Here is a 26,370-nt window from a genome sequence, read left to right as displayed (position 1 = left end):
ATAAAATTTAAGAAATAAGGAAAGATCAAAATGACCACAAAACAGACTGAAGTTGTTGTTTTAGGCAGCGGCCCAGGTGGATATAGTGCAGCATTTAGAGCTGCTGATTTAGGTAAAAAAGTAACGTTAATTGAACGTTATGATTCATTAGGTGGTGTATGTTTAAATGTTGGCTGTATCCCATCAAAAGCTTTATTACATATTGCTAAGGTTGTTGATGAAGCCAATGATTTAAAAGGCAAAGGTGTAATTGAATTTGGTGAAGTTAAATTCAACCGTGAAAAAATCCTTAAATGGAAAAATAATGTTGTTAGCAAATTAACGACTGGCCTTAAAGGTATGGCAAAAATGCGTAATGTTGATGTTGTACATGGCTATGGTAAGTTTACTTCTGATAAGTCAATTGAAGTTGAAAAAGATGGTAAAACAACTACCGTTAATTTTGAAAATGCCATTATTGCTGCAGGCAGTCAACCAATCAATTTACCTTTTATCCCAGAAGATCCACGCATAATTGATTCTACTGGCGCATTAGAAATGGCTGAGATTCCTAAAAATATGCTAATTATTGGTGGTGGTATTATTGGCCTTGAAATGGCACAGGTTTACCACACACTAAGCAGTAAGATTACAGTTGTTGAGTTTATGGATCAGTTAATGGGTGCGGCAGATAAAGATGTTGTTAAACCTTATGAAAAAATGGTTTCAAAACATTATGATATTCGTCTTGAGACCAAAGTCACTAAAGTTGAAGCTAAAGAAGATGGTATTTATGTTTCAATGGAAGGCAAAAAAGGTAATGACACACCTGAGAAATTTGATCGTGTATTAGTCGCTGTTGGTCGCACACCTAATGGTAAGCTAATTGGTGCTGAAGCAGCAGGTATTCATGTTGATGAGCGTGGATTTATTCCAGTTGATAAACAACAAAAAACTAATGTTTCTAATATTTTTGCAATTGGCGATATTGTTGGCCAACCAATGCTTGCACATAAGGCAGTTCCTGAAGGTCGATTAGCTGCTGAAGTGATTGCTGGCAAAAAACACTTCTTTGATCCTAAATGTATCGCTTCTGTTGCTTATACCGATCCTGAAGTTGCTTGGACTGGCCTTACTGAAAAAGAAGCCAAAGAAAAAGGCATTAAATATGATAAAGGTGTCTTCCCTTGGGCTGCAAGTGGTCGCTCATTAAGTCTTGGCCGTGATGAAGGTATGACTAAAGTTATCTTTGATGAAAATAATGTCATTATTGGTGCTGGTATTGTTGGGCCAAATGCTGGTGAATTAATCGCTGAAGCTTCTCTTGCAATTGAAATGGGTGCTGATGCTGAAGATATCGCACTTACTATTCACCCTCACCCAACCTTATCTGAAACTTTAGCACTAGCAACTGAAGTTTTTGAAGGCACAGTAACTGACCTTCCTAATAAACCAAAGAAAAAATAATCATATAAAAACTTTAACTCACTCTAGAAAAGCATATATAGTCTTAAGCATTACCACTTATATGCTTTTTGAAGTTTTATCATTATTCAAAAATGTTAACACTACATTTAACTGATTTTCATTTAAATAACTTGCCATATTAATAAGTAACTTTTTAGACTTAATCAAGGTTGGGAGTCTATCAGCTAGCTTTGTTAATACAAAAACACACTGTTCTTCATTCAATTCCTTTAGTATGTTTTTTAGCCCATTAACTGTCCTAATCAATTTAGGCAGTCTAAAGCCAATAGCTAATAATATAATCTGATTTTGTTGATAACTAACCTCTTCAAGAATACACCATAAATCTCTGGCAGTTTTAATTAAAAAAATCAATCTGTCTTTTAAAATATTTAGGACTAAAGTTGATTGTTCTTCATTTAACTGACCTAACACATAAGCTAGCTCTATTCCTGACTGGATCATATCAGGCCACTCAGCATCTAACTGCTCTAAAAAAATACGCTTTTCAAAATCATTTAATTCACTTAACAATTTTGCTAATCTACCTTGCACTAATGCAATTCCTTTTATCATAATTTAACCAAGGCTATACTTTATAGTTTGACTTAATTTTTAATACCGTTAAATATCGGTTATAATAAAATTTTCATATAAATTTTCTTGATTTAGTTATCTATTCAATACAACAATATTAAACTAACTAAATAAACTCAATGGGCAAAGGATGCGATTAACTCTTCATAAAAATGGTTTATATATAAGTGGATGCATATGTTTTAGCCTAGGACTTAATGTAAACTTGCAGGCAAATACAAAACAAACACCACTAATTTATCAGATCGTAAACTCAATTGCGAATGAATCAAAAATACCTAAGCAACCAGAAATTAGAAAAACACCACAACAGCAAACCAAATCAGTTACACAAGCAATCAATAAAGTTACACCACCTGAAAAATCAAAAACAAAGTGGGTTAGTGCGCCATTAACGATTAACCTATATAAACCAAACTATATCCTACCTTATTACTACACATTCTCTCCATATCAATCTGTTTATCAAGGCCAAACACCTGATAATCAAGAACTTAAAAATGCAGAATGGAAGTTTCAATTTAGTTTAAATGTACCATTAGTTTATATATACAATGATCACTTCCGCTTTAATTTTGCTTATTCTCAACTGTCTTATTGGCAATTTTATGCACCACAATCACAATATTTTCGTGAAACAGATTATGAACCTGAGCTTTACATGTCCACTGACTTAATGAATCATGTTACAGGTAGTGTAGGTATTGAGCATCAATCAAATGGTAAAGGTGGTGATTTAGAACGTAGTTGGAATCGCGCCTACATTCAAAGTACATATAATAATGACCAATATATGCTTAGATTAAAATTATGGGATATTATTTTTAGATCAGAATCTAGTGATCTTCATAACCCTGATATTGGAAATTTTATGGGCTATGGTGAAATAATAGGTGCCTGGAAATTTTATAGTGACTTTGAACTTAGCGTAATGCTAAGAAGTATTAAATACCCAACAACTGAAATTGGCTTCAGCTTTCCTGTCTATGGTGTTATTAAAGGCTATTTACAGTTTTTCTCAGGCTATGGTCAAAGCTTAATAGAATATAATCACCATACCAATGCAATAGGTATTGGTATTACGATTAATAATTGGATTTAGTAAAATATTTTAACATTGATCAATTAAATAATTTATTTCAATTTCACCTTAAGCAATTTATCAATAAACCTTGATCAAACAAAATGTTAATTTTATCTTATATTTTTTAATACTATAAATGTATTACAAAAATCAGTTTACATTTTTATCAGTTTGATTATTTTATGTGTAAAAATTATTAAACAAAGAGTCTTATTATATGAACTGGCATGAATTATGTGAACTTTTAAACATTGCACCTGAAACAAAAGTTTTTGAAACAGAAGATTATAAACTACAAGGCATTTTACTTAAAAATACAACAACTGATAGTGTTAACTCACTCGTGATTCTAGCTCATGGTCGTCAAGATCAAGTTATACCTTTATCTGAAACACTAACTCCTAGTAAGATCGCTTTTGCAACACCACTAGGAAGTCAGCTATTTAGACCAGAAAATAAATTAAATGATCAACAAAGCATTAATAGAGAGAGTACTTGGATTAAACATAAATCTCGAAAAAGTCAACTATTACAATCTAGTGATAGCAGCCAGTTAATACCAAATTTATATATTGGCACACATATGCCTAATGAATTAACAACATCAGTAAAGCCAATGCAAGATGCTTTAAATAATGGACATGATATTTTTATTCCAACTGAGTTAATTTTTAAACAAATTTTAATTTCTGAATTTAATGAAAATAAAATCCAAAAAACTGATTCCAATGGTAAGCCAAAATTTATTACAACAAAACATGGTCAAAGACCGATAATGAAACCTGGTATCTATGCATCAAATGGTGAATTTAACTGTCGCATGCAACAATATAATGACCGAAAAGTTCCTTTAGCTGACATTCTTAGCCAGTTACCTATTTATCAACATATTTTAATGTGCACTTGCCGCTCACCATGGCGACCAAAAAGTAATGACCTATCTACAAGCTACGAAAATTCAAAAAATAAAACACACCCTGCATCTTACAAGGAATTTGATTATATTTATTCATCTGATGGCATTTTACTAAACCCACCCACTGAAGCAATTGATCCAATAATACCAGATTATTTATTTATGGTAGAAAAACAAGACCAGCCTTCTATAGATTGTAATATTTAGATTCATTGCCTACAAATTTATATTTAGCAATCGTAAAGCAACAGATCCAATTCTTTTACTTATTGAATAATTAAACAGAAAATGAAGAACCACAACCACAGGTTGTTTTTGCATTTGGATTTCTAATAATAAAATGCGCACCTTCAACGTCTTCTTTATAGTCTACATCCGCGCCAATAAGATATTGAAAACTCATCGCATCAATCAATAAAATCACACCTTGATTTTCAATAGCTATATCATCACCATTTTGAGTTTCATCAAAGGTAAAGCCATACTGAAAGCCAGAACAACCACCACCTGTAATATAAACTCGCAATTTTAATTCAAAATTACCTTCTTCTTCAATTAACTCTTTCACCTTTAGTGCAGCAGCATCGGTAAAATTAACCGGTGATGCTGTTTGAACAGCCTCACTCATATTTAGAACCTATTTATTTTATATGATTAATAATTAATTATTTTTATTGATCAACATCGATCATAGATAATTTTACCTTACCAAAGCGGTCAACATCAACTACTTTGACATTAACTGATTGGCCTTCTTCTAAAAAGTCAGATACATTCTCTACATGATCTGAGCTCATTTTAGAAATATGTAACAAGCCATCTTTACCTGGTAAAAGACTTACAAATGCACCAAAATCCATTACCTTTAAAACAGTACCTTGATAAATTTGACCTGATTCAACTTCAGCAGCTGTCGAAGCCATCATTGATAAAACTTTATCTAGCATTGGTTTATTTGTTGTGAAAATTTTCACTTCACCTGAATCATCTAAATCAATGTTAGCACCTGTTTCTTCAGTAATTTTACGGATATTTGAGCCGCCTTTGCCTTTAATATCTTTAATTTTCTCAGAGCCAGTTTTTAATAAATGAATACGTGGCGCATAATCAGATAACTCTTTACGTGTCTCATTAAGCTGCTCATTCATGATATTTAAAATATGTAAACGACCCTCTTTTGCTTGATCTAAAGCACTAGCCATTATCTCACGAGTAATGCCAGCAACTTTAATATCCATCTGTAATGCAGTAACACCATGAGCCGTACCTGCAACTTTAAAGTCCATATCACCTAAATGATCTTCATCACCTAAGATATCAGATAATACAGCAAAACGATCACCTTCTTTAATCAAGCCCATTGCAATACCAGCAACTGGAGCTGCTAGCGGCACACCTGCATCCATCATTGCTAATGATGAACCACACACAGTTGCCATTGAACTAGAGCCATTAGATTCTGTAATTTCTGATACTACACGCACAACATAGGGATATGTTTCTTCATCAGGAAAAACAGCAGATATTGCACGACGCGCAAGATTGCCATGGCCAACTTCACGGCGCTTAGGAGCACCCATCATTCCAGTTTCACCTACACAATAAGGTGGAAAGTTATAATGTAACATATAACGATTACGTATATCACCTTGGAATCGCTCAATCAGCTGAGCATCTCTATCATTTCCTAAGGTTGCAACAACAATGGCTTGTGTCTCACCACGAGTAAATAATGCAGAACCATGTGCACGAGGTAAAACGCCAGTTTTAACTTCAATCGGACGCACAGTGCGAGTATCACGTCCATCAATTCTTGGTTCACCATCTAAAATAGTATTTCTAACATGCTCACGTTCTAGTTTTCCAATCACTTCTACTACTTCTTTCTCGACCAATGAATCATCTGCTTCTGCAACAAACATTTCAATTGCCTGACTTTTAAGTAAAGATAATTGTTCATTACGCACTTGTTTTTCTTTAATTATAAAAGCATCTTTAATTTTGTCTTTAAATGCCTTTTTAACTGCTACCGTTAATTCTTTACTATCTTTTTTAGGCTGCCAATCCCATTTTTCTTTTCCTGCATATTCAACTAGTTCATTAATCGCAGTAATAGCACCTCGCATTTCCTTATGCCCATAAAGTACTGCACCAAGCATTACTTCTTCAGGTAAACCCCTTGCTTCTGACTCAACCATTAGTACCGCATCTTTTGTACCGGCAACTACTAAGTCAAGGTCTGAGCTTTCTAAGGCTTCAAATGACGGGTTTAAAACATACTTGCCATCAATAAAACCAACACGGCAACCAGCAACTGGTCCATCAAATGGCACACCAGATAATGCAAGTGATGCTGAAGCACCAATCAATGCAGGAATATCAGCTGGAACTTCCAGATCAAAAGATAAAACACTTGCAACAATTTGTATCTCATTATGAAAGCCCTTTGGAAATAATGGTCTTAAAGGTCGATCAATTAATCGTGCAGTTAAAGTTTCATGCTCACTTGAACGACCTTCACGTTTATTAAAACCTCCAGGAATCTTCCCAGCAGCGTAAGCACGTTCTTGATAATTAACTGTCAATGGGAAAAAATCTATCCCTTCTTTTGCCTCTTTTCTTGCAACAGCTGTCACTAGAACAAGGGTATCCCCCATTCTTACAGTCACTGCTGCAGTTGCTTGACGAGCAATATGACCCGTTTCTATTTCAACTTGCTTATCGCCTAACTGAAATACCTGTTTATATACTTTCACAAATGTTTACCTTTAATCTTAAAATGTTTAAGTTAAGCTATATCATATCGGGTTATAAAGAAACCGCAATACTTAACTTAACGATTCTTTTTCTTATATATTTTTGTTAAATTAAGCCTAAAGTATTAACGACGTAAACCAAGCTGATCGATCAATGTACGATAACGATCAATATTCTTTGATTTTAAATAATCAAGTAGTTGACGACGTTGACTAACTAATCGTAATAAGCCTCTTCTTGAGTGGAAGTCATGCTTATGTATTTTGAAATGCTCTGTTAAATCAATAATACGCGCAGTTAAAAGAGCAACTTGCACTTCTGTTGAACCTGTATCAGTTTCATCTTTACCATACTTTGCAACAATTTCTTGTTTCTTTTCGGCTGTAATCATGTCAATCTCCTAGTATTTACATTTAGTATTTTCAATAACATTAATATTGCCCACTGACATAAGAGCAACGCGATATTGTAGTCTTTTTTGAATAAAACAACAAGCCCATTGATCAAAACAAATAACTTAAATCATATGACTTAACAACATTTGATAACTTAATTTATAATTTATTTGAAATATGGTAGTCAAATACCATCCTTTTTATTAGAATTTGATTAAAAATCAGGACTCAATAAGTTTATACCTAACTATCATGCAAGATTATTCTAAAGCCCCAGACTTAACAGACTCGTTGAAGAAAAAAAAATCAAATCAACAAAATAAACCTAAAATTGCCATTACCATTATTATTGCTGTAATTATTATGCTAATACTTGTTGGCATTCTTATTAGTCGCATTGTTTATCTTGATACAGCAGAAAGTCAGTTCCTAAATCAAAAGGGAAATAATGAAGCCATTCATTCATATAATATACATGCAGCAAGAGGCTTACTACTTGATAGAGATGGTAGACCCTTAGCTGTTAGTACAATGCTGTATGAAGTGATTTTTGATATTAAAATAATGAAGGATAATCCTAAAAAATATCAGTTATTATCACAAATTCCTGTTGCTGGGTTTGATATAAATTCAATAAATCAATTAATTGGCGAGTATCCAAATAAACGATACTATATTGCAGCAAAATATATTCCACCGAATCAAGCTCGAGAAATAAAATCACTACATATACCAGGCGTACATCTACAAAAACAAATGCGAACCTACTACCCATTAGCAGATATCGCCTCACAGGTAGTTGGCTTTACTAATTCAAAAAATCAAGGCCAATCTGGAATTGAGCTACAATATAACTCTAACTTACTCGGTAAAAGCGGTCAAAAAACGATTGAAACAGATGCTTACGGTAATCTAATACGCAATATCAATATTGCAACATTACCTCATGATGGCCAAGATATTCAGCTAAGTATTGATAGCATGATCCAATATTTTGCATATCAAGCACTAAAAAAAGGTGTAATTAAAGCCGAAGCTTCTAGTGGTTCTGTCGCTGTGATTAACCCAAAAACAGGAGAAGTTTTAGCCATTGCTAGCTATCCTGGATTCAATCCAAATGCTTTTTCACAACGAAGTGGTGCTGGTGTTAAAAATAGAGCGATTGTTGATACATTTGAACCTGGCTCTACCATAAAGCCATTTATTGCAGCATTAGCACTTAATATGAATAAAATTACACCAGATACTGTATTTGATACATCTCCTGGAACTTACCGCATTCAAAAACACATCATTCATGATGATGCCAATTTTGGTGCAATTACCGTTACTCAAATTATTCAAAAATCGTCTAATATTGGTATCTTAAAAATTGAACAGTTAATCCCTAAAATTGATGTTTATCATTATCTTCAAAATTTAGGTTTTGGTGGCTCATCATTCTTATTCCCTGGTATTAATATGGGCTATTTACCCTATATTCCAAAACTAGGTGAATTAAGCTATGCTAACATCTCATTTGGTTATGCGATGACTTCTTCTGTATTACAGTTAGCACATGCCTATACAGTTTTTGCAAATAATGGAAAGTTATGCCCACTATCACTTACTAAAACTAACTTATCCAACTTAGAATGTAAGCAAATTGTTAAACCTGAAGTAACAAATGATATATTAGCTATGTTAAAAAGTGTCACCAATACTCATGGCACCGGTGTATTAGCTTCTATTGCTGGATATGACGTTGGTGGAAAAACTGGCACAACTAACCAAGTTGTCAATGGTCAATTCTCACATAAATATTATAATGCTGTCTTTGCTGGCATTGCCCCGCTCCACAATCCAAGGTTAGTTATTGTCATCTGGATTGATAAACCATTAAAGGGCAGACTTTATCGTTTTGGTGGCGTATCTGCAGCACCAATTTTTGCTCAAATTGCTGAAAATTCACTCAAATATTTAGGAGTTTCTTATACGACTGATTTAGAACCATACAATAAGATTAGTGGAAATAAACAATGGTTGCTTAAAGTCATTGCAAATAACTAATCATTTGTCTTAGAATTAGACATAAATTGTAAGATATATATTGATAAAGGCAACAAAAAATAGGATTTTTAAGAATTATGCTGAATAAAAAATTACTCACTTCATTAACACTTATCGCACTTGGTATTTCAACCGTTCATGCTCAAACGGACACTTTAGATAAATATCAAGTCCCTTTAAATAAATATGGTGCAGTTGATGCCAATGCACATATCCCTTTAAATGTTCAGGTCCCAGCCCAACCAGCTGATTTTAAATTACCTCAAATTACAACCGCTGCAGCTATTTGGTCTAAACAGGTTCCACCACAACCAACTTTAGATGTTGCAAGTTATATTGTAATGGATGCTAAAAGTGGCAATATCATTGCACAAAGTGATGCAAATAAACGTATTGCTCCTGCAAGTCTAACTAAATTAATGCTTTTATATGTTGTTTTTGAGCAGTTAAAAGCTGGTACAATGAGCTTAGATACACAAATTCAAGTACCTACTGTTGCCTGGGCAACTGGTGGCTCACGTATGTTTTTAAAACCTGGTAGTAAAGTTAGCGTTAAAGATTTATTAGAAGGTGTTATTGTTGCCTCTGGTAATGATGCTGCTGTGACTTTAGCAACCTATGTTGCCGGCACACAAGAAGCTTTTGTTGATATGATGAATCAATATGCTAAAAAACTTGGACTGACAAATACACATTTTACTACAATTATGGGATTACCAGCACCTAATCTTTATTCATCAGCTTATGATATGGCTAAGATTGGTCGTGATATTATATTGGATTTCCCACAGTATTATTACATGTTTAAACAAAAAGAATTTTCTTATAATGGCATTACACAAACTAATTACAATAAACTTCTTTTTATTGATCAGTATGCGGACGGCTTAAAAACAGGTTCAACTTCTGAAGCAGGATTTTCTTTAGTTGCATCAGAACAACAACCTGATAAAACTCGCTTAGTTGCAGTTGTTATTGGCGCTAATAATCAAAAATCCAGTGCAACAGCTGCTTATACATTATTAAAATATGCTAATCGCTTTTTTACAACTGACTATGTTCATATGTCTAACGATCCAATTGGTAAGCTTGCTGTCTATAAAGGTGAAGTCAATGAAATTCATTATGGTACTGATGGTACTGTTGCGATTACCTACCCATATAATGTTAAACCAAGCGACCTTAAAACGAATGTTGATATCAAACAGCCATTAATTGCGCCCATTGCAAAAGGTCAAACTATTGGTCAATTAACCGTTACTTATAAAGATCGGACTTTGGCTATTACGCCTGTTGTTTCATTGGAGTCTGATCCTGAAGGTAATATTTGGCAAAAAATGAAAGGTACGGTGTCTCTTTGGCTCTCATAAATGAATAATAAACACCATCATATTAATGCAAAGCTTTATATTCAGCATCAAACCAATCCTTTTTATAATTTAGCTGTTGAAAAATATTTATATAATCATATTGCATATAATGATCCCATACTTTATTTATGGCGTAATGATCCATGTGTTGTCATTGGTCGCGCACAAAACCCTTGGATTGAATGCAACCTTGATTTTATGAAGCAAAATAATATTCCAATGATTCGTCGTCATAGCGGAGGTGGCACAGTTTTTCATGATTTAAATAATCTAAATTTTTCATTCCTATCTCCGCCTAATTATTACAATAAAGAAATGCATTTAAACATAATTATTAATGCTTTAAAAACTTTAGACATTAAAGCTACTATCTCACCTAGAAATGATATTTTATTACCCGTTAATAATAAAAATTATAAAATCTCAGGTAGTGCCTATCGAGAATCTCGAAAACAGTCATTACATCATGGTACTTTATTAATTGGCGGTGATGTTGATTTACTTAATCAATGCATTCATAGTAAAGAAAATAGTATTGATGCCAAAGGAGTTAAGTCTGTTCGATCTGAAGTTTTAACTTTACGCCATATAAAGCCTAAATTAATGATTGATTCTGTTGTTAATGCCATTTGCCAGTCATTTATCAATACTTATTCTAATACAGAGATAATACAACTTAATACATCTGATCAACTATGTGATACCAATAATGAAATCGATGATGAGATGCAAAGGCTCCAAAGTTGGGATTGGCGTTTTGGTAAAACATTACCGTTTGAAAAACAATTTGAAATTAATAAGGATCATTATATTGTTTCTGTTAAGCATGGCTTGATTGAGACAGTTAAAGATAAAGATAAAAATCTAATTAAGATTAATGATAAAATTGCTTTTTTAAATAACTTAGAGCAAATTAAATCTATTGTTTAATGAAGTGGTTCAACATCATTAACACTACCTCTTTCATTTAAACTATCAAAACTACTAAATGGCATAATTGGATTTTGTAACTCAAGAGAGGGGCATAATTTAGCTTTATTTTCATTTAAAATATTTATTACCCTATCATTTTTACCTGCTTCATTAATCAGCTCATCAAAACTCTCTTTTGATAAATCAAATGGTATATTCAATTTCATAATTGATTTAATTTCATTAACTTTGTTTAAACCAATTGCAAATTTCATTGTTTGCTGTAGATCGTTATTTAATCTACCACTATTAATTTCAATATTATAATGGTCTGACATAATCATATATAGGTCATCTGATGGTTGATTATAAATAATAAGATTTAACATATTATTGTCACCATAAACTACACCATGATCTATTAATAAATTAGCTAATTCATAATTTTCACTTGATAGAGCATAAAAAAGCGCTGTACGACCATCTTTATCTATTTTATTAATTTCTTCAGGGTTTTCCCGTATAATTTCCTGTGCTTTTTCAATTAACTCAGGTCTATGACACTGTCGTGCTTGTTTTGCAATATCATGTAATCTTAAAGTTTGAAGCTCATCTACAATATATGGCCCTTTATTATTATCACTATCCCACTGTGTTTGAAAAGGAGGCAATAGAAACCCACCCCGACATATGCTTAGTGTTAAATTTTTACTAACATCTAAATGGTTAACATCTGATAACATACTTTTTAAGTCTGTTCTGCTATGACGAGCATATATAAAACCTGCGCCCATTGACGAATTAGTAATTTGGCTAAAGATACTATCAATATTCATACCCTGCTTTTTTGTAGTTGGATAAATACTAATATTCATTAATTTATCTTGGTGAGCTAGTGAACCACCAACTTGTTTTGTTTCTTGTTTATATTTATCACCATGTTTCACACCAATTTGATTATTTTTTCCCTCATCATCTTTTTGATATAGCATTTGATTAACATTACCATTTTCATCTTTACTCCATTTACCATAGCTTTTTAAATTAGAAAGCCTATCTTGCGCATAAAAGTATCCATCCTCTAAAACACTTCCCATAGGTCCTAAAAAATTTACATTCCAATTATTACCTTCTGGAGAAAATGGATGATCTGTAATTGGATTACGAATACCATGAATATTTGCAACCCAGCCATTAACTTTATTCATATCCAAATTTTGGCCATCACAACATTTATCATAATCAAATACAAAATAATAGTCCTTTGTTCAGCTATTCCCGCTTAATTTTTCATTTAATTATTAATTCCATTAGCATTCTCATTGACAATACTTACCGCTACAGCATATGCACCGTATATTAGATTTTTATGTCTCATTAATAAATAACCGGGTATAGTTAAAAACACGATGTTCATGGCAAAATCTAATTAACCAGTGTCGATGATCAATTGGGCTTTAACTTTTCCTGATAGGTGTAAATATAGCGCTTCCCAACTATTAATCTGTGCTATAAAAAAAGCACTTCTTATTCTGTCCCATAAACGACTTCTTGTCTCTAATTTTTTTAATGCCGACTTAAATAATGGACAGCATAGTTCTTGAATTTGATCTACCAAAAATGCCAATAGCATCAAAAAGCCAAATACTGTACATAAGTTGTTTGCTCCATGACCAAAATTGTGTTCAAAATTATACCCTTGATTTTTTAATGTATTAAATGTCTCATTTTCAATTTTCCAGCGTGCACGTGCTCCTGTCATTATTTTAAATACATTGTTTGAATTAAGATCAAGGTCTGTCACCCAAGTAAAATGCTGTACTTTACCTTTTTTATTTGTCTGTTTATAAGACAAAAAGTTAACCTTAATATCACTTCTAGTTTCATTTAATTCAGCTTGATTAATCCACTCAAATTCATGTTTAACACCCTCTAGTGACATCGACAAAAACTCGGATTTACTTGCTTTAACCCAGTCAAAAAGCCAGGTATGATCACTTGGTTTTACTCCTAGAATATAATGAATATTATGTTTGTTTAGGTCATCAATATGAGGGCCATTGGCATATAAGGCATCTTCAACAAAAATCATTGCTAAGTGCGGGTGTTCTTGGCGAAGACGTTTAATTAAACGTTTCGCTGCATTTCGCTCACAATCATTTTTCTTTGTTCCATCACTTTTAATAATTGGCTCAGGCGCTAATGGAATCACTTGCTTTATATCAGGATGTACAATCGAAGCACACAACATTTGATGATAATAAGTTTTTGTTCCATTACGGTGATGTTTTACACAGCAATTATCACAATGCACTTCATGTGATGAAAACATCCCTGTGCCGTCACTGGAAATCAAATAATAATCATTATAAAAACAATATTGCTCTAGAACTTTACCTCTTTGTAGATTGCTTAGTAATGCATTAAATGACTGACGTAATTGAAGATAATCAATTTCATCTAAACGTTCACGTAAATATGTATCACATGGCACTTTTTCAACTTTATATAATGAGCTAATATTATTTTTAACCAAACTGCCCTCTGATCGCATATCTTTATCAAATTTAAGTAATGAAGGATACTTCATTCCAAATACTGCCATGCCACACATCAAACAATCAACAAGTGAGTAAATGCTGGATGACTTCCTATCAGTAGCTTTTGCAAAGCTATTTCTTAATGTGTGTAATAAACCTGGTATAGATAGATGTTTTTTAAATTGATTGTTCATTGTAAAATAACTAGGTTACGAAAAATAAATATATGATCGGTCTAAAAGTCTTTATTTGCAACCCGTGTCATTAATAGCGGGAATTGCTGTCCTTTGTTGCTAATATACCAACATTGGAGCCATCTTTACTCACTTTATAAACTTGTTTAGTATTTTCATCCGTTTGGTTTGTAAAATGCTGTTCTTCAATATGATAAGACTCATCTATTGATAATTTTTTCTTAAATGACTCAATTGAAGTACTATTAGTTTTAGTTTCTTTTAACTTATACATTGATGCAACCCACTTTGTCTTATAAATTTATGTTTGATAACACAAATATCAATTCTATGTAATTTTTATAATTTATTCAACAATTTTATATAAATGTAATATTTTTGTGCTTACTTTTAAGTAAAATGCTATTGAAATAAAGGTTTAACTAATTGACAATAAACAGTTATCTTTATTATACTGTTTAGATAGCCTAAAAATCACTGGGCTTAGTAATAAAATGCCAATTAGATTAGGTACGGCCATTAAGCCATTTAATGTATCTGCTAATAACCAAATAAACTCTAATTTTAAAAATGCTCCAAAACAAATTGCAACGACCCAAACAATACGAAATGGTATTATTGCTTTTACCCCTAGCAAAAACTCAACACAGCGTTCACTATAATAACTCCAACCGATAATTGTCGTAAAAGCAAAAAAAAGTAAACTAATCGTAACGATAAAATGCCCGACATAAGGTAATAAATTGTGCATTGATTCTGAAGTTAATACTGCACCATTTTCACCCGTTTTCCATAACCCTGATAAAATAATTACTAGAGCTGTCATGGTACAAACCATAATAGAGTCAATAAAGGTACCAAGCATTGCAATCAATCCTTGACGCACTGGATCATCTGTTTTAGCTGCCGCATGAGCAATTGCCGCTGAACCAAGGCCTGCTTCATTAGAAAAAATACCTCTTGAAACACCCATTTGCACCGCTAATACAATACTACTTCCAATAAAACCACCGGTTGCAGCAATCGGAGTAAACGCATAACCAAAAATTAAACCAAATGCATGAGGTAATAAATGAATGTTTAAGATAATAGCAACTAAACTTGCAACCAAATAAAGTACTACCATCGATGGTACGATAGCACTAGCAATTGTTGCAATCCGTTTAATACCACCTAATATGACTAAACCAGCTAAAATAGCAATTATAATGCCTGAAACTAAAGGTGGAATGAGTAAATTACTTTCTAATACATCTGCCATTGAATTTGACTGCACCATATTACCAATACCAAAGCCTGCAATCGCACCAAAAAATGCAAATAAAAAAGCCAACCAGCTAAATTTCTTGGATAAGCCATTTTTAATATAATACATTGGTCCGCCGACATAGCGACCTAACTCATCGACTTCGCGATATTTTACTGCTAATACTGCCTCTGAGTATTTAGTAGCCATACCAACTAACGCTGCCATCCACATCCAAAATATAGCGCCTGGTCCGCCAATTGCAATTGCAGTTGCAACACCAGCAATATTACCTGTACCTACTGTGGCAGATAAGGCAGTCATTAATGCTTGAAATGGCTGTATATCTCCATGAGTATTAGATGTTTTAGTAAATAGTAACTTAAAGGCAAAAAATAACTTTCTAAATGGTAAAAAACATAAGCCTACAGTTAAAAATACTCCCGTGCCTAAGATTAAAACAATCATATAAGGCCCCCAGACATAACTATTTATTGTTTCAATCCATTGATATATTTCAGTCATTGTGCTTGATGATCCTTTTCAATACTTGATATTAGTTAATACTATATTAATAAAATTAAATTTTTAATAACAATTAGCATCTAATTTTTTATGTTAAAACAATGATAACTATGATTATTTTTGTAACAACTGTTTTCTTTTAATAGTAAAATTTTTACCTTACAATGCCCATCTTTAAATAAGATAATACATACAATTTGGGCGGGGTAAATATGGACATTGAGACAATTTTATCATCAATTACTCAAAATGATTTAAAAACAATTACACTAAAAGCTTTAAAGAATTTAATGACAATTATTTTTAAATAGGAATAATTATCATTTTAACTTTAAGTCAGCAAATTTTGATGATAAAATAACCAAATCTAAGTCCTTTAATAAATAGTGATTTAGACTTTGGGGGGCAAAAATTATGACATTTGAAACAATTATAAATTCAATCAATACAGGTGATATTGACACTTTAACACCTTACTTATTAAAACAGTTGGGTGATCAATATCTCAATATAATAAAAGATCAATCAAAAAATTATGGTTATAAATCTATTGCTAAAGCATTAATTACTTTTGCCAATGAAAATCCATATACATCATCTGAAAACTGTGTTGATCAGTTAATCCACAGTATCGCTTGTTTTAATAATTTTAATGGTATATTGGCCAATCATATTATTATATTGCTTAACCGTACGCTAAATACCAATATTCGTATTATGTATAACCACCGTTACAAATCAAATTTAGAGTTAGCTGATGAGTTTTATCATGTATTGCTTAATGTGATAAAAACTAATATGACTAAACAAATACAGCCTAATATGATCGCCTCAATAAATGTCGATCTTATTAGATATTTCAGCACAAAATACTTAGAAAGAGCAGCTAAGCGCCCCTATTTTCACTTAAATAATGACCTTGCAAATCAACTTTTACGTTTTGCCAATGAAAATACATATGCTTGTGAAAAACAATGTATTGAGCAACTAATTAAAACACTAGATAGAAATACGCAACCTAATCATAGCTGGTTAAATGAGTGTATTATTTACATACTCAATCAAATAATGAAAGTAGATAAAAAGCTAACTATAGCGAATAATAAAGCTGAAATTATTAATCAATACTATCAAAAACTAAATCAAATTATTCAAACGAAACCACTTTTAATTGATTAGAATATAAAACTATGTTCAATATTCATACCACTAAGTAATGAAATTTCCTTTTTTTAAAGGATTATTTAAAATTAACCACATATAAAATAATTGTAAATCTTAATGTTATTAAAAAATATAAACCTAGATCAACAATGAAATATTTAAACACTTTAAATAATCAGATATTTATATAACATACTCCATAAGAAATTTTATATAAGGAAGATTATAAGCATGAAGTTTGGTGATATAAAAAAACAAGTTAATCAAGGTGATTTAAAATCATTAAATTCTGATATTTTAAAGGCAATTGGTCAAAGATATCTTGAAAAGTTTGGCGAAAATCCAGGTATGCTGCATAAATACCAACCAGTTGCTAAAAGTTTAATTGATTTTGCAACTAAAAACCAAGATGCTTCAAATGTTGAATGTGCAAATAAATTAATTGAATCACTTTGTCATGTTAATACTGGTTGGATGCTTAATAAGATAACTGAACTTTTAAATAAAGTTTTGAATACAAATATTCAAACTTGCTACATTGCTGGTAAAACTGTAGTAAATAAATTACCTAATAACATAGCAATAGAATTTAAAGGCGAGCTAAATAAGCAAACAAAAGTAGATCCTATTATGTTTAATCAAAGATCATACCCTGAAAACGCAACATTTCTTGATACAACATTTGATCATTTATTATGATCTAAAACTTGTAGTAGTATTTAATCTTATTTCTGAATAATTTATATACAGTTATGTAACCTATTTTTATTTGACTATTAATTTATCCCATACTATATTTTCTATTTATTTGATTTTTAATTTATTTTTCTCTCAATACAGTTGATATTTTTACAATAAATAAAATATAATCAATGTTTATTTAAACTATTTTATTGATAAAATCTGGCACAGTTTAAATAATAAGGAATAAATCAATGCCAATCACACAACATAATGAAATTAATTTTTATAACACTCACCTTCAAATAAATAAAAATAAATTAAAACCTCAAGATCTATATAACTTAGGTTGTGCTTATTTAACTGAATTTGGTAATAAATCAAGTTTACTACATAGCAATCAATCTATTGCTAGAAATCTAATGAAATATGCCCAAAAACACCCTGATGCTACACATGAAGAATGCCTTGAGAAACTACTTAGAGTATTAAAGAACGATCTAAAACAAGATGGTTGTTTTATGCATGAAATTACAAAAGCGTTAAATAAGGCATTAAATACAGATATTCAATCTAGGCGAATTGTTGGCAGAAATTATGAACCTAAAGAGCCTGATACAATCTGTAGGCAATTTATTTATGCAATACATAAACAATATTCTAATGTAGCCAATAATTTAAATATTACTTTTGAACAAACTATTAATGAAGTAGAAAAAGATTAGTAATAACGCCATATTTGAGCTATGAACTTAAAACAAAAATACCACCTACTATTTAGCAATTTTTCATGCTACAGTCTTAAGCAAATATTTTCACACTCAAATATGACCGCTTATGAAATTAAAATACCTTACCCCTTCTGTTTTTGCTGCATTATTTGCAGCTATTTTATTTGGTGCTAGTACCCCTTTTGCAAAATTATTTAGTAATCAAGTTAATCCTATTTTATTAGCTGGATTGCTCTATTTTGGCAGTGGTATTGGCTTATTACTTGTTAGGATTATTAAAGATTTAAAATGGCAATCAACTGGATTAATCAAAAAAGATTGGTTATGGCTAATAGGCTCAATCATATTTGGCGGAATTCTAGGCCCTGCCCTTTTAATGATCGGCTTATTATACACATCTGCTGCAATGGCCTCTTTACTACTTAATCTTGAAGCTGTATTAACTGCATTACTTGCTTGGATTATATTCAAAGAACATACTGATAAAAAGATTATTCTCGGCATGATTTTAATAGTTATTGGCGGTTTAGTACTTGCTTGGCCAACGTCACTTTCTTTTGACGGTATATTTGGCTCAATTGCTATTGCCTGTGCTTGCTTATGTTGGGGAATTGATAATAATTTAACGCGTAATATTTCCAATGGCGATGCACTATTTATTGCTGGTATCAAAGGGTTAGTTGCAGGCATCGTTAATATTTCAATTGCACTGTCTTTTCAATATACTCTGCCATCAACTACTCATATTAGCTATATTATGATCATTGGCTTCTTAGGTTATGGTATTTCACTTGTCTTATTTGTTGTTGCACTTCGAGGTTTAGGTACAGCTAGAACAGGCGCTTACTTTTCAACTGCCCCCTTTATTGGTGCTTTAATTGCAATCGTCTTCTTCCATGAAACAACTTCAGCTCTTTTTTGGATTGCTGCGATTTTTATGGGTTTTGGTGTTTGGCTACACTTAAATGAAAAACACGAACACACCCATACCCATGAACCATTATTTCATGATCATAAGCATTACCATGATGAACATCATCAACATAAACATGATTTTCCATGGGATGGTAAAGAACCGCACAGCCACCCACATCAGCATGAGCGCCTAACACACAGCCACCCCCACTATCCTGATATTCATCATAGACACAAACATAAAGAATAAAAAAAACTAACTTTAACCACACTTCTTATTAGGAATAGTATCTTCATACTGTATTGATTTAACCATATTTCTGCCTGATTTTTTTGCAAAATATAATGATTCATCTGCCATTTTAATTAGTGCATCATAGTGTGGCATATCAGATTCTTTTTCTGCAATACCAATACTTAAACTTGTCTTCCACATTTTATCGTTAGTTAATCTAATTTCTGAGTCATTAATGACTTTTCTTAAGCGTTCTGCAAACTTTATACCATCTTCAAGTGAAATATTAGGTGAAATAACAAAAAATTCATCACCACCAAAACGACACAAAATATCATCTTTTCTAAGCACTGACTTTAGACGTATGGATAATTCTTTTAAGTATATATCTCCAATATCATGACCATAGGTGTCATTAATTTGTTTAAAATAGTCAACATCAATCATCAAACAAGTTAACTTAAAGTTAATATCATTAGATTTAGCCCAAAAGTCAGCTAATACGTGCATTGCATACCTTCTATTCGCAAGCTGAGTTAATGTATCAGTATAAGATAGTTCCTCTAAATGTTTATTTGCTTGTTCTAACTGAGTGGTTCTTAATTTTACTTTTTCATCTAGACTTGTATTTAATTTTTGAAGCTCTCTATTTTGCTTAAATATTTCATTAAATAAACTTTCTAAAGCACTAATTAATAATTCAGTAACAGGATCTTTAGAGTGCTTTTGCTTATCATATGCTTCTTTAGCATCAGTGCCAGTTTGAATCATTTGTACCTGATAAGCCATACTTTGATCAATACCTAATACATGATAACTTAGCCAATTTACTAAAAAGTTAAATAGATTTTTTAAACTACTTATATGGGTGCTATCATGTTTAATAGATAAATTTCCTATATAATCTGTAAAGATTTGATGCTCTTTTATATGATGTTCTAAATGTCGTTTATCAATTCCAGTTTCTTTCATCAACCTTTCTTCTTCTTGAAAGTGATATTTCGTATAATCAATCAATTCTTGATAAACTTTTTGAACATTTTTAATATCTAAATTATTTTCAGATATTAAATTACTAAATTTATTTACTAATAAAAAAAGTTTTTTATGTTGCTGGTCAACAGTAGTAATATGTGTTGCAAAATTTTTATTCCATTGAAAAGCCTTCAAAATAATCTCCTTGTTTATCAAAATGACTAATATTTATTTTAGTATATCTAAACTTCATCGATAAGCCTGGTTCACTTTTACTTTAATTTTTCCTAAGATAATTAAACCGTTATAATGGAGAGCAAGCAATTGAAAAAATTAACGACATTAATCATTTTACTCGTTTTATCAAACATCCTCTATGCACAACCTACCTCTGTTTATATTATTCGCCATGGTGAAAAACCCAAAACAGGTAATCAGTTAACCTGTAAAGGATTTCATCGGGCATTAAAATTAAGTCAAGTTATGTATGAAATCATTGGCAAAGCAAGTAGAATTTATGTGCCAAAATTAGAACCAATCAATGGGGTTACTGAGCATGCGAGAATGTTTCAAACAGCAACACCTTATGCAATTGCCCATGGTGTTGATATTGACAGCAGTTACTCTGGTACAGCTTATGATGATGTTGTTAAAAGTGTTAATCAACAAACTGGTATCGTACTGATCGTATGGGATCATAGTGCAATTCAAAACTTAGCTAAAGCATTTGGTGTAAAGAACCCGCCAAAATGGAAAGGTAAAAACTTTGATAGTATTTGGATTATTAACCCTAAAACTGGCGATATTAAATATAGTCGTGAAAATATTAAACCATCTTCAAGCTGTGTGTGGGGATAATTAATTAATTATACATATATCACCATCAGAATCCAAATCAGAATCATATCCATAAGAATTTAAATTCTGGGTTTGATTGTAAGCTATTGATGGAGCTTGTTTCACAACATTTCTCCCAAATATAGTAGTATCCAACATCTTTTTTAGCTGTTGATTTGAATTTATTTTATTATAAATATCTTCTTTCAAAGATCTATTATCACATGAATTAATTGCACTAATAAACTCACCAAATGCTTTTTGATTCTCTCTTCTGACAAAACAGTCAATCATAATATTATTTAATAAATTTATTTTAGCTCTATCATTAACCACTATATTCCTATCATCTAATTGGATTAACCTAACTGCATTTGAAACAGTCTCTTCAATATCAGATTTAAGGCATATAATCTGGTCGATGATTCCTTTGATATTATGATTTTTATTAATTGCTTTTCCTAGAGAAATACCAAGGCTTTCAAGTTTTTGATAATTTCTATCTATTATTAGATTAGATTTTTTCATATAAAACACCCCTCTTATTATTAAATTTTAAAAAATAAATTATTTAGTCATATTCACTTTTGAATGAATACCTAATAAGCTATAAACAAAAATACAAGCAACCACACCTAGAATAATATTAACTATTGAAAAATCAAAAGTTGTCACATCTGGAATTAATCCCATAACCCACGTTGATACTGCACCACCTAAAAATGAGACTAGGTTAAATAATGCTGATGCTGAGCCAGAAACTTTTGCTTCAACTACTTGCATTGCACCGGCAGAAGCTATTGGTCTAATAATACCAACACCAATGGTTGTTATAAGCATAGAAACAGTTACAACTAAAAATGATTCATTAAACCATAAACTACCCAATAAGAAACATAAACCACCAATTGTTAGAAATAATGTACCAACGAATAACCAACGATTTAAACCAACTTTAATGGCTATTTTAGGTGAGACAATACCCATAAGTATGATACTGATTCCATTAACTGCAATTAAATTACCACCAACAACAGAACTAACATTATACTCATGGAAATAAATTAATGTAGCAGAAGCCATAAATGCAAATAAAATAGCATATGAACAAGCACTGACTAATGAATAACCTATAAACTCCCTAATTGAGCAAACACTCATATAATTATTCACTAATTTTTTCAAATTAAATGGGCTACGTTGTGTATGTGTTTCTTTAAATAAAATGATTGATAGAAATAAATAAACAACCCCGAAAGTAAATAACCAATAAAAACTTGATTCCCAGCCAAAGAAATAGTTTAACCAAGCCCCAATGACAGGACTCAGTAATGGAAAAATACCAATTGCTAGCATCACCATCCCAATGACTTTAACCAACTGATCTTTATTATATGTATCTCGAGAGATAGCAAAAACACTTGGTATAAAACAACAAGCGCCAATTGCCTGAAAAAAACGTGCTGTCAGTAGAACTGAAAACTCGCTAGTTAATGGAATAACAAAACTTGCAACTGTAAAAATGATTAAACCACCTAATAATACTGGCTTTCTACCATATTGATCAGATAAAGCACCACAAATTAACTGAGGAATTGCAAGACCAGCTAAAAATATACTTAAAATCCACTGAATATGATCTGTTTGAAATATTTTTGCCATATCAGGCATTGATGCAACAAAGATATCATTGGCCATAGGTGTTAGAATACACACCGATAATATTATATATAAGCTAATTTTTTTCATAATATTAATTTCTCTTTATTATTTTAATTATTATATGTATTTTATACATATGCATACAATATCCCAATAACTCTATTATGTCAATCTATTTTTATTAAGAGAAAAGGTTTGTTAAAATAGCCTTTAAAATAAGACTAGTTCAAAAATATTGAATTATTTAGGATAACTATGGCAAGAGAAAACAAATCGTTATATGCAATTTTAGGCTGCTTAAGTAAACGCCAGTGGATGAGTGGGTACGATATAAAGCATATTATGGAAAAAATGTCCGCATCTTACTGGGCTGAAAGTAATGCACAAATATATCCATTACTTAAAAAATTATACAACGATAAAATGCTTGATATGAAAGAAGACAATGAGGGTCCAAGAAAACGTTATCTTTATAAAATTACGCCAAAAGGCAAAGAAGAGTTAATTAAATGGTTAAGCACACCGCCAACTGATTTACCCCTTCAGCGTAATGAATGGCTTTTAAAATTAAGCCTTGGTCAGCATCTTGATCTAAAAATAATGATTCATCATATTGAAAGCTATCTTGATAAACTAACCCAACGTAAAAACAAATTAGATGGTGTACTTGAGCATATTGATGAAACACATAAAGGCCGAGCTGATCAACCTTTTCTTCAAGCTACTTATCGCTATGGTGATCTCATTTTAGAGGCGCAAATTAAATGGTGCAAAGAAATTATTGAGCGTTTTAAATCAATGTAGCGCATGTTGGTTTAAATTTTAATACCCTACTTTGTGTGCAATTTGATGGGTATATTTATAATCACCACAATTACTATCTGCGGATAATGTCCAGTTAAATATACCTGCTAAGCCTGTGTTATCTGGGAAATATGCATGACAACCTTCAGAGTCAATACCCACTGAAATTTTACTTGGATCTACACCAATATTAATAAAATAACCCGCACTACTACCGCCATAGTTTTGCACATTAATCATATCAAAATTATCTTTATTATTACGGTTTACATTCGCCAACCCAAAAGCTGGTGTGATTGTAAAATAATATGCCTTATTATCTGTAACTGAGGCGTTATTAAGTGCTATTCTTATATTTTTAACAACCGCATCAAAATTTGCTTGGGAAATTCCAGTTACACTCTCATCATCAATATCAAAACCATCTAAATCATTTTCTCTAATAAATTGCACAACGCTATTTGGAAATTGATTTGCGCCACTTTCATAATCATCATTAATATGTCCCCAATCATTAAACTGATACCCCCAACCTAGTGAGATGATAAATTTTATATTTGGATTCATTTTTCTTGCTATTTGTATTAAATCTTTTAATCTTGCCTGTTCTTGATCTTGACCATGTTCAAAATCTAAAACGGCAGCATTTCCTTGAGGGTAAGCATGGGCAAACGCAATATATAAAGTACTGATTTGATCAAAAGGCATATCCGTTGTCGGTGGTATATATTGATTTTTACCTGAGTTATAGATCGGATAAAAACTACTTGCTTGAGGTAAGCTAAATTCTGCAGCATAAGTTGTATTTAAAGTTAAAGAAGTTGCAGCAATGGCACAGAGTTTTATTATCTTATTCATTTAATCATCCATAATTTTTTAGTCATAAATCCATAAAAGAATTTTACTTAATTTAATTTAAATTTCAATTATTTAAATAATTTTTTTGATAGTTGATTATTTAGTGTTGTTTTAGTTTAAATATTGATTACGATGTGTATTATTGCATTTGAAATTTTTTATTTTTCTGAAATACTTAAACAATAGATGCCGACATAGCTCAGTTGGTAGAGCAACTGATTCGTAATCAGTAGGTCGGAGGTTCAACTCCTCTTGTCGGCACCAATTATAAATCAATAAGTTATATATTTATTTCAGCAAAATCATCTCTGTATTATCCACAATTGGGTAGCACATGTTAATTAAATATTTATCTGATATTTTAAATTACGAACACTATATACATCACTACTATTACAGTATAACTACGGTAGTAATTTTCATTATTAACTATTATATTATCCTCCATAATTAATAATATAATAACAACTCAAAAAATAGGAAATTTAAATGATGAAATTCTTCCAAACCTTGAAACTAATCCAAAAAATTTTCTAGTGAATTAGAATTAAGATGTAAATAAGGTAAATATATATGAGTAATACAACCCTATATACAGCTTCAAAAGCTCGTTTAAAAAAAGTTAAATCACAAAAAGGCATTTATAACTGGCTATTTTTAGCTGGTGGACCTGGTTTAGGTTCTGATAGTTTATCAGAGTTAACTAATCTATTAGAACTACCCGGAACAATATGGCATTTGGATTTGCCAGGTGATGGCTCTAATAATACAGATGATGATATAAAATATTTTGCCAATTGGTCTAAGGCATTGTTAGAAGCAGCACACCAATTAGAAAATACTGTTTTGGTCGCTCATTCAACTGGTGGTATGTACTCACTAGCAACTAAAGGCCTAGCAAATATATTACGTGGTTTAATTTTAATCGATTCAGCACCTGATCATAACTGGCAAGATGTGTATTCAAAGTTTATGGAAAATATCAAATTTACAGATGAGATACATCAACTATTAAGTGAGTTTGAAGCTAACCCATCAGATGACTTGTTAAAACAAATTACCCTAGCTACTATGCCATACTACTTACCAAAAAATAGCATCAAAAAAACTTTATCTATTTTTAAAGAACTTCCATTTAACTGTAGAAGTTTTACTTGGTCTGCTGAGAATTTTGATAATATATATCATTATCAATGGGTTCCAGATAAAATCCCAACACTGATTCTTGCTGGTGAAAATGACCCTATTACTCCTTTAGATTTATTTAAAAAACATCCAGCATTTCAGCGCTCAAATATTGAAATTCAGAGCATTTCTAATAGTGGTCACTTTCCTTGGATTGATAACCCACAAAAAATCAAAAATATTACACATAAATATACTAGAAATCTACAAAATTAAAACCAGTTACTAATTTAATTTATTTCAACATATAATGTTTCAATGGGTTGTGCCAGTTTCAGTGTCATAGGTGTCA

General features: G+C 31.5%; 25 protein-coding genes and 1 tRNA gene. 14 read left to right on the top strand and 12 right to left on the bottom strand.

The genetic code is table 11. The annotated features are described in order from the left end of the window. Positions 1-30 precede the first annotated feature (30 nt). A complete protein-coding gene (gene lpdA / locus KFE69_07190) occupies positions 31-1,446 on the top strand; it encodes a dihydrolipoyl dehydrogenase (protein UTW43867.1) in 1,416 nt (471 codons plus the stop codon). A gap of 57 nt (positions 1,447-1,503) precedes the next feature. On the opposite strand, the gene KFE69_07185 is transcribed toward lpdA, so the two are convergent. Next, positions 1,504-2,022: a hypothetical protein gene (locus tag KFE69_07185; GenBank protein UTW43866.1), complete on the bottom strand. Its 519-nt coding sequence runs from the start codon at positions 2,020-2,022 to the stop codon at positions 1,504-1,506. Between the two features lie 226 nt (positions 2,023-2,248). Between KFE69_07185 and KFE69_07180 the strand changes: the two genes are divergently transcribed. Then, positions 2,249-3,145, top strand: a complete 897-nt coding sequence (locus tag KFE69_07180) for a phospholipase A (protein ID UTW43865.1) — start codon at positions 2,249-2,251, stop codon at positions 3,143-3,145. Positions 3,146-3,344: 199 nt separating this feature from the next. Further along, entirely contained in the window at positions 3,345-4,250 is a 906-nt protein-coding gene (locus KFE69_07175) for a hypothetical protein (protein ID UTW43864.1), read from the top strand. Between the two features lie 70 nt (positions 4,251-4,320). Here the strand turns inward: KFE69_07175 and erpA are convergent, their stop codons facing one another. The 3 genes from erpA to rpsO all read right to left on the bottom strand — a co-directional run bounded on the left by erpA (position 4,321) and on the right by rpsO (position 7,191). After that, the gene (gene erpA, locus KFE69_07170) at positions 4,321-4,671 is read right to left on the bottom strand and encodes an iron-sulfur cluster insertion protein ErpA (GenBank protein UTW43863.1); all 351 of its coding nucleotides are present in this window, start codon (positions 4,669-4,671) and stop codon (positions 4,321-4,323) included. Positions 4,672-4,714: 43 nt separating this feature from the next. Continuing rightward, positions 4,715-6,799 (bottom strand): polyribonucleotide nucleotidyltransferase, encoded by a 2,085-nt coding sequence (gene pnp / locus KFE69_07165; GenBank protein UTW43862.1) that lies wholly within the window; start codon positions 6,797-6,799, stop codon positions 4,715-4,717. A 125-nt stretch (positions 6,800-6,924) separates the two neighbouring features. Then, entirely contained in the window at positions 6,925-7,191 is a 267-nt protein-coding gene (rpsO, locus tag KFE69_07160) for a 30S ribosomal protein S15 (GenBank protein UTW43861.1), read from the bottom strand. A 256-nt stretch (positions 7,192-7,447) separates the two neighbouring features. On the opposite strand from rpsO, the gene KFE69_07155 reads away from it, so the two are divergent. The 3 genes from KFE69_07155 (at position 7,448) to KFE69_07145 (ending at position 11,544) form a co-directional block, all read left to right on the top strand. Next, positions 7,448-9,244 (top strand): penicillin-binding protein 2, encoded by a 1,797-nt coding sequence (locus KFE69_07155; GenBank protein ID UTW43860.1) that lies wholly within the window; start codon positions 7,448-7,450, stop codon positions 9,242-9,244. 77 nt (positions 9,245-9,321) lie between these two features. Further along, positions 9,322-10,614, top strand: coding sequence for a D-alanyl-D-alanine carboxypeptidase (locus KFE69_07150; GenBank protein ID UTW43859.1), 1,293 nt, complete (start codon positions 9,322-9,324; stop codon positions 10,612-10,614). Continuing rightward, positions 10,615-11,544 carry a lipoate--protein ligase gene (locus KFE69_07145; protein ID UTW43858.1) on the top strand — a complete coding sequence of 310 codons (930 nt, stop codon included), beginning with the start codon at positions 10,615-10,617 and terminating at the stop codon, positions 11,542-11,544. Here KFE69_07145 and KFE69_07140 read toward each other — a convergent pair. The 4 genes from KFE69_07140 to KFE69_07125 all read right to left on the bottom strand — a co-directional run bounded on the left by KFE69_07140 (position 11,541) and on the right by KFE69_07125 (position 16,031). Then, positions 11,541-12,734, bottom strand: coding sequence for an ankyrin repeat domain-containing protein (locus KFE69_07140; protein UTW43857.1), 1,194 nt, complete (start codon positions 12,732-12,734; stop codon positions 11,541-11,543). The two genes, KFE69_07145 and KFE69_07140, sit on opposite strands and share 4 nt — an antisense overlap. A gap of 221 nt (positions 12,735-12,955) precedes the next feature. Continuing rightward, on the bottom strand, positions 12,956-14,260 hold the full coding sequence (locus tag KFE69_07135) for a transposase (protein UTW43856.1): 1,305 nt from the start codon (positions 14,258-14,260) through the stop codon (positions 12,956-12,958). Between the two features lie 70 nt (positions 14,261-14,330). After that, complete coding sequence (locus KFE69_07130) at positions 14,331-14,534, bottom strand: hypothetical protein (GenBank protein ID UTW43855.1); 204 nt, start codon at positions 14,532-14,534, stop codon at positions 14,331-14,333. A gap of 144 nt (positions 14,535-14,678) precedes the next feature. After that, the gene (locus tag KFE69_07125; protein ID UTW43854.1) at positions 14,679-16,031 is read right to left on the bottom strand and encodes a sodium:alanine symporter family protein; all 1,353 of its coding nucleotides are present in this window, start codon (positions 16,029-16,031) and stop codon (positions 14,679-14,681) included. Between the two features lie 414 nt (positions 16,032-16,445). Here KFE69_07125 and KFE69_07120 point away from each other — a divergent pair, with 414 nt between their 5' ends. The 4 genes from KFE69_07120 to KFE69_07105 all read left to right on the top strand — a co-directional run bounded on the left by KFE69_07120 (position 16,446) and on the right by KFE69_07105 (position 19,772). Further along, positions 16,446-17,210 carry a hypothetical protein gene (locus KFE69_07120; GenBank protein ID UTW43853.1) on the top strand — a complete coding sequence of 255 codons (765 nt, stop codon included), beginning with the start codon at positions 16,446-16,448 and terminating at the stop codon, positions 17,208-17,210. Positions 17,211-17,426: 216 nt separating this feature from the next. Beyond that, positions 17,427-17,894 (top strand): hypothetical protein, encoded by a 468-nt coding sequence (locus tag KFE69_07115; protein UTW43852.1) that lies wholly within the window; start codon positions 17,427-17,429, stop codon positions 17,892-17,894. A 236-nt stretch (positions 17,895-18,130) separates the two neighbouring features. Then, the gene (locus tag KFE69_07110) at positions 18,131-18,601 is read left to right on the top strand and encodes a hypothetical protein (GenBank protein UTW43851.1); all 471 of its coding nucleotides are present in this window, start codon (positions 18,131-18,133) and stop codon (positions 18,599-18,601) included. Positions 18,602-18,713: 112 nt separating this feature from the next. Beyond that, complete coding sequence (locus KFE69_07105) at positions 18,714-19,772, top strand: EamA family transporter (GenBank protein UTW43850.1); 1,059 nt, start codon at positions 18,714-18,716, stop codon at positions 19,770-19,772. A gap of 12 nt (positions 19,773-19,784) precedes the next feature. Here KFE69_07105 and KFE69_07100 read toward each other — a convergent pair whose 3' ends face one another. Beyond that, complete coding sequence (locus KFE69_07100; GenBank protein UTW43849.1) at positions 19,785-20,927, bottom strand: GGDEF domain-containing protein; 1,143 nt, start codon at positions 20,925-20,927, stop codon at positions 19,785-19,787. A 129-nt stretch (positions 20,928-21,056) separates the two neighbouring features. Between KFE69_07100 and KFE69_07095 the strand changes: the two genes are divergently transcribed. Further along, positions 21,057-21,590, top strand: coding sequence for a histidine phosphatase family protein (locus KFE69_07095; protein UTW43848.1), 534 nt, complete (start codon positions 21,057-21,059; stop codon positions 21,588-21,590). Here KFE69_07095 and KFE69_07090 read toward each other — a convergent pair whose 3' ends face one another. Further along, entirely contained in the window at positions 21,591-22,097 is a 507-nt protein-coding gene (locus KFE69_07090) for a hypothetical protein (protein ID UTW43847.1), read from the bottom strand. 39 nt (positions 22,098-22,136) lie between these two features. Further along, positions 22,137-23,318: a multidrug effflux MFS transporter gene (locus tag KFE69_07085; protein ID UTW43846.1), complete on the bottom strand. Its 1,182-nt coding sequence runs from the start codon at positions 23,316-23,318 to the stop codon at positions 22,137-22,139. A gap of 168 nt (positions 23,319-23,486) precedes the next feature. Here KFE69_07085 and KFE69_07080 point away from each other — a divergent pair, with 168 nt between their 5' ends. Next, on the top strand, positions 23,487-24,035 hold the full coding sequence (locus KFE69_07080) for a PadR family transcriptional regulator (protein ID UTW43845.1): 549 nt from the start codon (positions 23,487-23,489) through the stop codon (positions 24,033-24,035). Between the two features lie 18 nt (positions 24,036-24,053). Here the strand turns inward: KFE69_07080 and KFE69_07075 are convergent, their stop codons facing one another. Further along, complete coding sequence (locus KFE69_07075) at positions 24,054-24,893, bottom strand: glycoside hydrolase family 18 protein (protein UTW43844.1); 840 nt, start codon at positions 24,891-24,893, stop codon at positions 24,054-24,056. Between the two features lie 188 nt (positions 24,894-25,081). On the opposite strand from KFE69_07075, the gene KFE69_07070 reads away from it, so the two are divergent. Then, positions 25,082-25,157 (top strand) — tRNA-Thr (locus KFE69_07070). 309 nt (positions 25,158-25,466) lie between these two features. After that, the gene (locus KFE69_07065; protein UTW43843.1) at positions 25,467-26,294 is read left to right on the top strand and encodes an alpha/beta hydrolase; all 828 of its coding nucleotides are present in this window, start codon (positions 25,467-25,469) and stop codon (positions 26,292-26,294) included. Positions 26,295-26,370 lie beyond the last annotated feature (76 nt).

The sequence above is a fragment of the bacterium SCSIO 12844 genome, from assembly GCA_024397935.1.
In the GTDB taxonomy this organism is placed as follows: domain Bacteria; phylum Pseudomonadota; class Gammaproteobacteria; order Francisellales; family Francisellaceae; genus M0027.
The sequence above is the reverse complement of the archived record's forward strand: the minus strand, read 5'-3'. Positions and strand labels throughout refer to the sequence as shown.

Coding starts and splice junctions, on each gene's coding strand:
- KFE69_07090 (UTW43847.1), bottom strand. CDS start 22,097: ATGAAAAAATCTAATCTAATAATAGATAGAAATTATCAAAAACTTGAA.
- KFE69_07110 (UTW43851.1), top strand. CDS start 18,131: ATGCCAATCACACAACATAATGAAATTAATTTTTATAACACTCACCTT.
- KFE69_07140 (UTW43857.1), bottom strand. CDS start 12,734: ATGAATAAAGTTAATGGCTGGGTTGCAAATATTCATGGTATTCGTAAT.
- lpdA (UTW43867.1), top strand. CDS start 31: ATGACCACAAAACAGACTGAAGTTGTTGTTTTAGGCAGCGGCCCAGGT.
- KFE69_07080 (UTW43845.1), top strand. CDS start 23,487: ATGGCAAGAGAAAACAAATCGTTATATGCAATTTTAGGCTGCTTAAGT.
- KFE69_07065 (UTW43843.1), top strand. CDS start 25,467: ATGAGTAATACAACCCTATATACAGCTTCAAAAGCTCGTTTAAAAAAA.
- erpA (UTW43863.1), bottom strand. CDS start 4,671: ATGAGTGAGGCTGTTCAAACAGCATCACCGGTTAATTTTACCGATGCT.
- KFE69_07155 (UTW43860.1), top strand. CDS start 7,448: ATGCAAGATTATTCTAAAGCCCCAGACTTAACAGACTCGTTGAAGAAA.
- rpsO (UTW43861.1), bottom strand. CDS start 7,191: ATGATTACAGCCGAAAAGAAACAAGAAATTGTTGCAAAGTATGGTAAA.
- KFE69_07105 (UTW43850.1), top strand. CDS start 18,714: ATGAAATTAAAATACCTTACCCCTTCTGTTTTTGCTGCATTATTTGCA.
- KFE69_07185 (UTW43866.1), bottom strand. CDS start 2,022: ATGATAAAAGGAATTGCATTAGTGCAAGGTAGATTAGCAAAATTGTTA.
- KFE69_07085 (UTW43846.1), bottom strand. CDS start 23,318: ATGAAAAAAATTAGCTTATATATAATATTATCGGTGTGTATTCTAACA.
- KFE69_07150 (UTW43859.1), top strand. CDS start 9,322: ATGCTGAATAAAAAATTACTCACTTCATTAACACTTATCGCACTTGGT.
- KFE69_07125 (UTW43854.1), bottom strand. CDS start 16,031: ATGACTGAAATATATCAATGGATTGAAACAATAAATAGTTATGTCTGG.
- KFE69_07120 (UTW43853.1), top strand. CDS start 16,446: ATGACATTTGAAACAATTATAAATTCAATCAATACAGGTGATATTGAC.
- KFE69_07145 (UTW43858.1), top strand. CDS start 10,615: ATGAATAATAAACACCATCATATTAATGCAAAGCTTTATATTCAGCAT.
- KFE69_07135 (UTW43856.1), bottom strand. CDS start 14,260: ATGAACAATCAATTTAAAAAACATCTATCTATACCAGGTTTATTACAC.
- KFE69_07075 (UTW43844.1), bottom strand. CDS start 24,893: ATGAATAAGATAATAAAACTCTGTGCCATTGCTGCAACTTCTTTAACT.
- KFE69_07115 (UTW43852.1), top strand. CDS start 17,427: ATGAAGTTTGGTGATATAAAAAAACAAGTTAATCAAGGTGATTTAAAA.
- KFE69_07130 (UTW43855.1), bottom strand. CDS start 14,534: ATGTATAAGTTAAAAGAAACTAAAACTAATAGTACTTCAATTGAGTCA.
- KFE69_07175 (UTW43864.1), top strand. CDS start 3,345: ATGAACTGGCATGAATTATGTGAACTTTTAAACATTGCACCTGAAACA.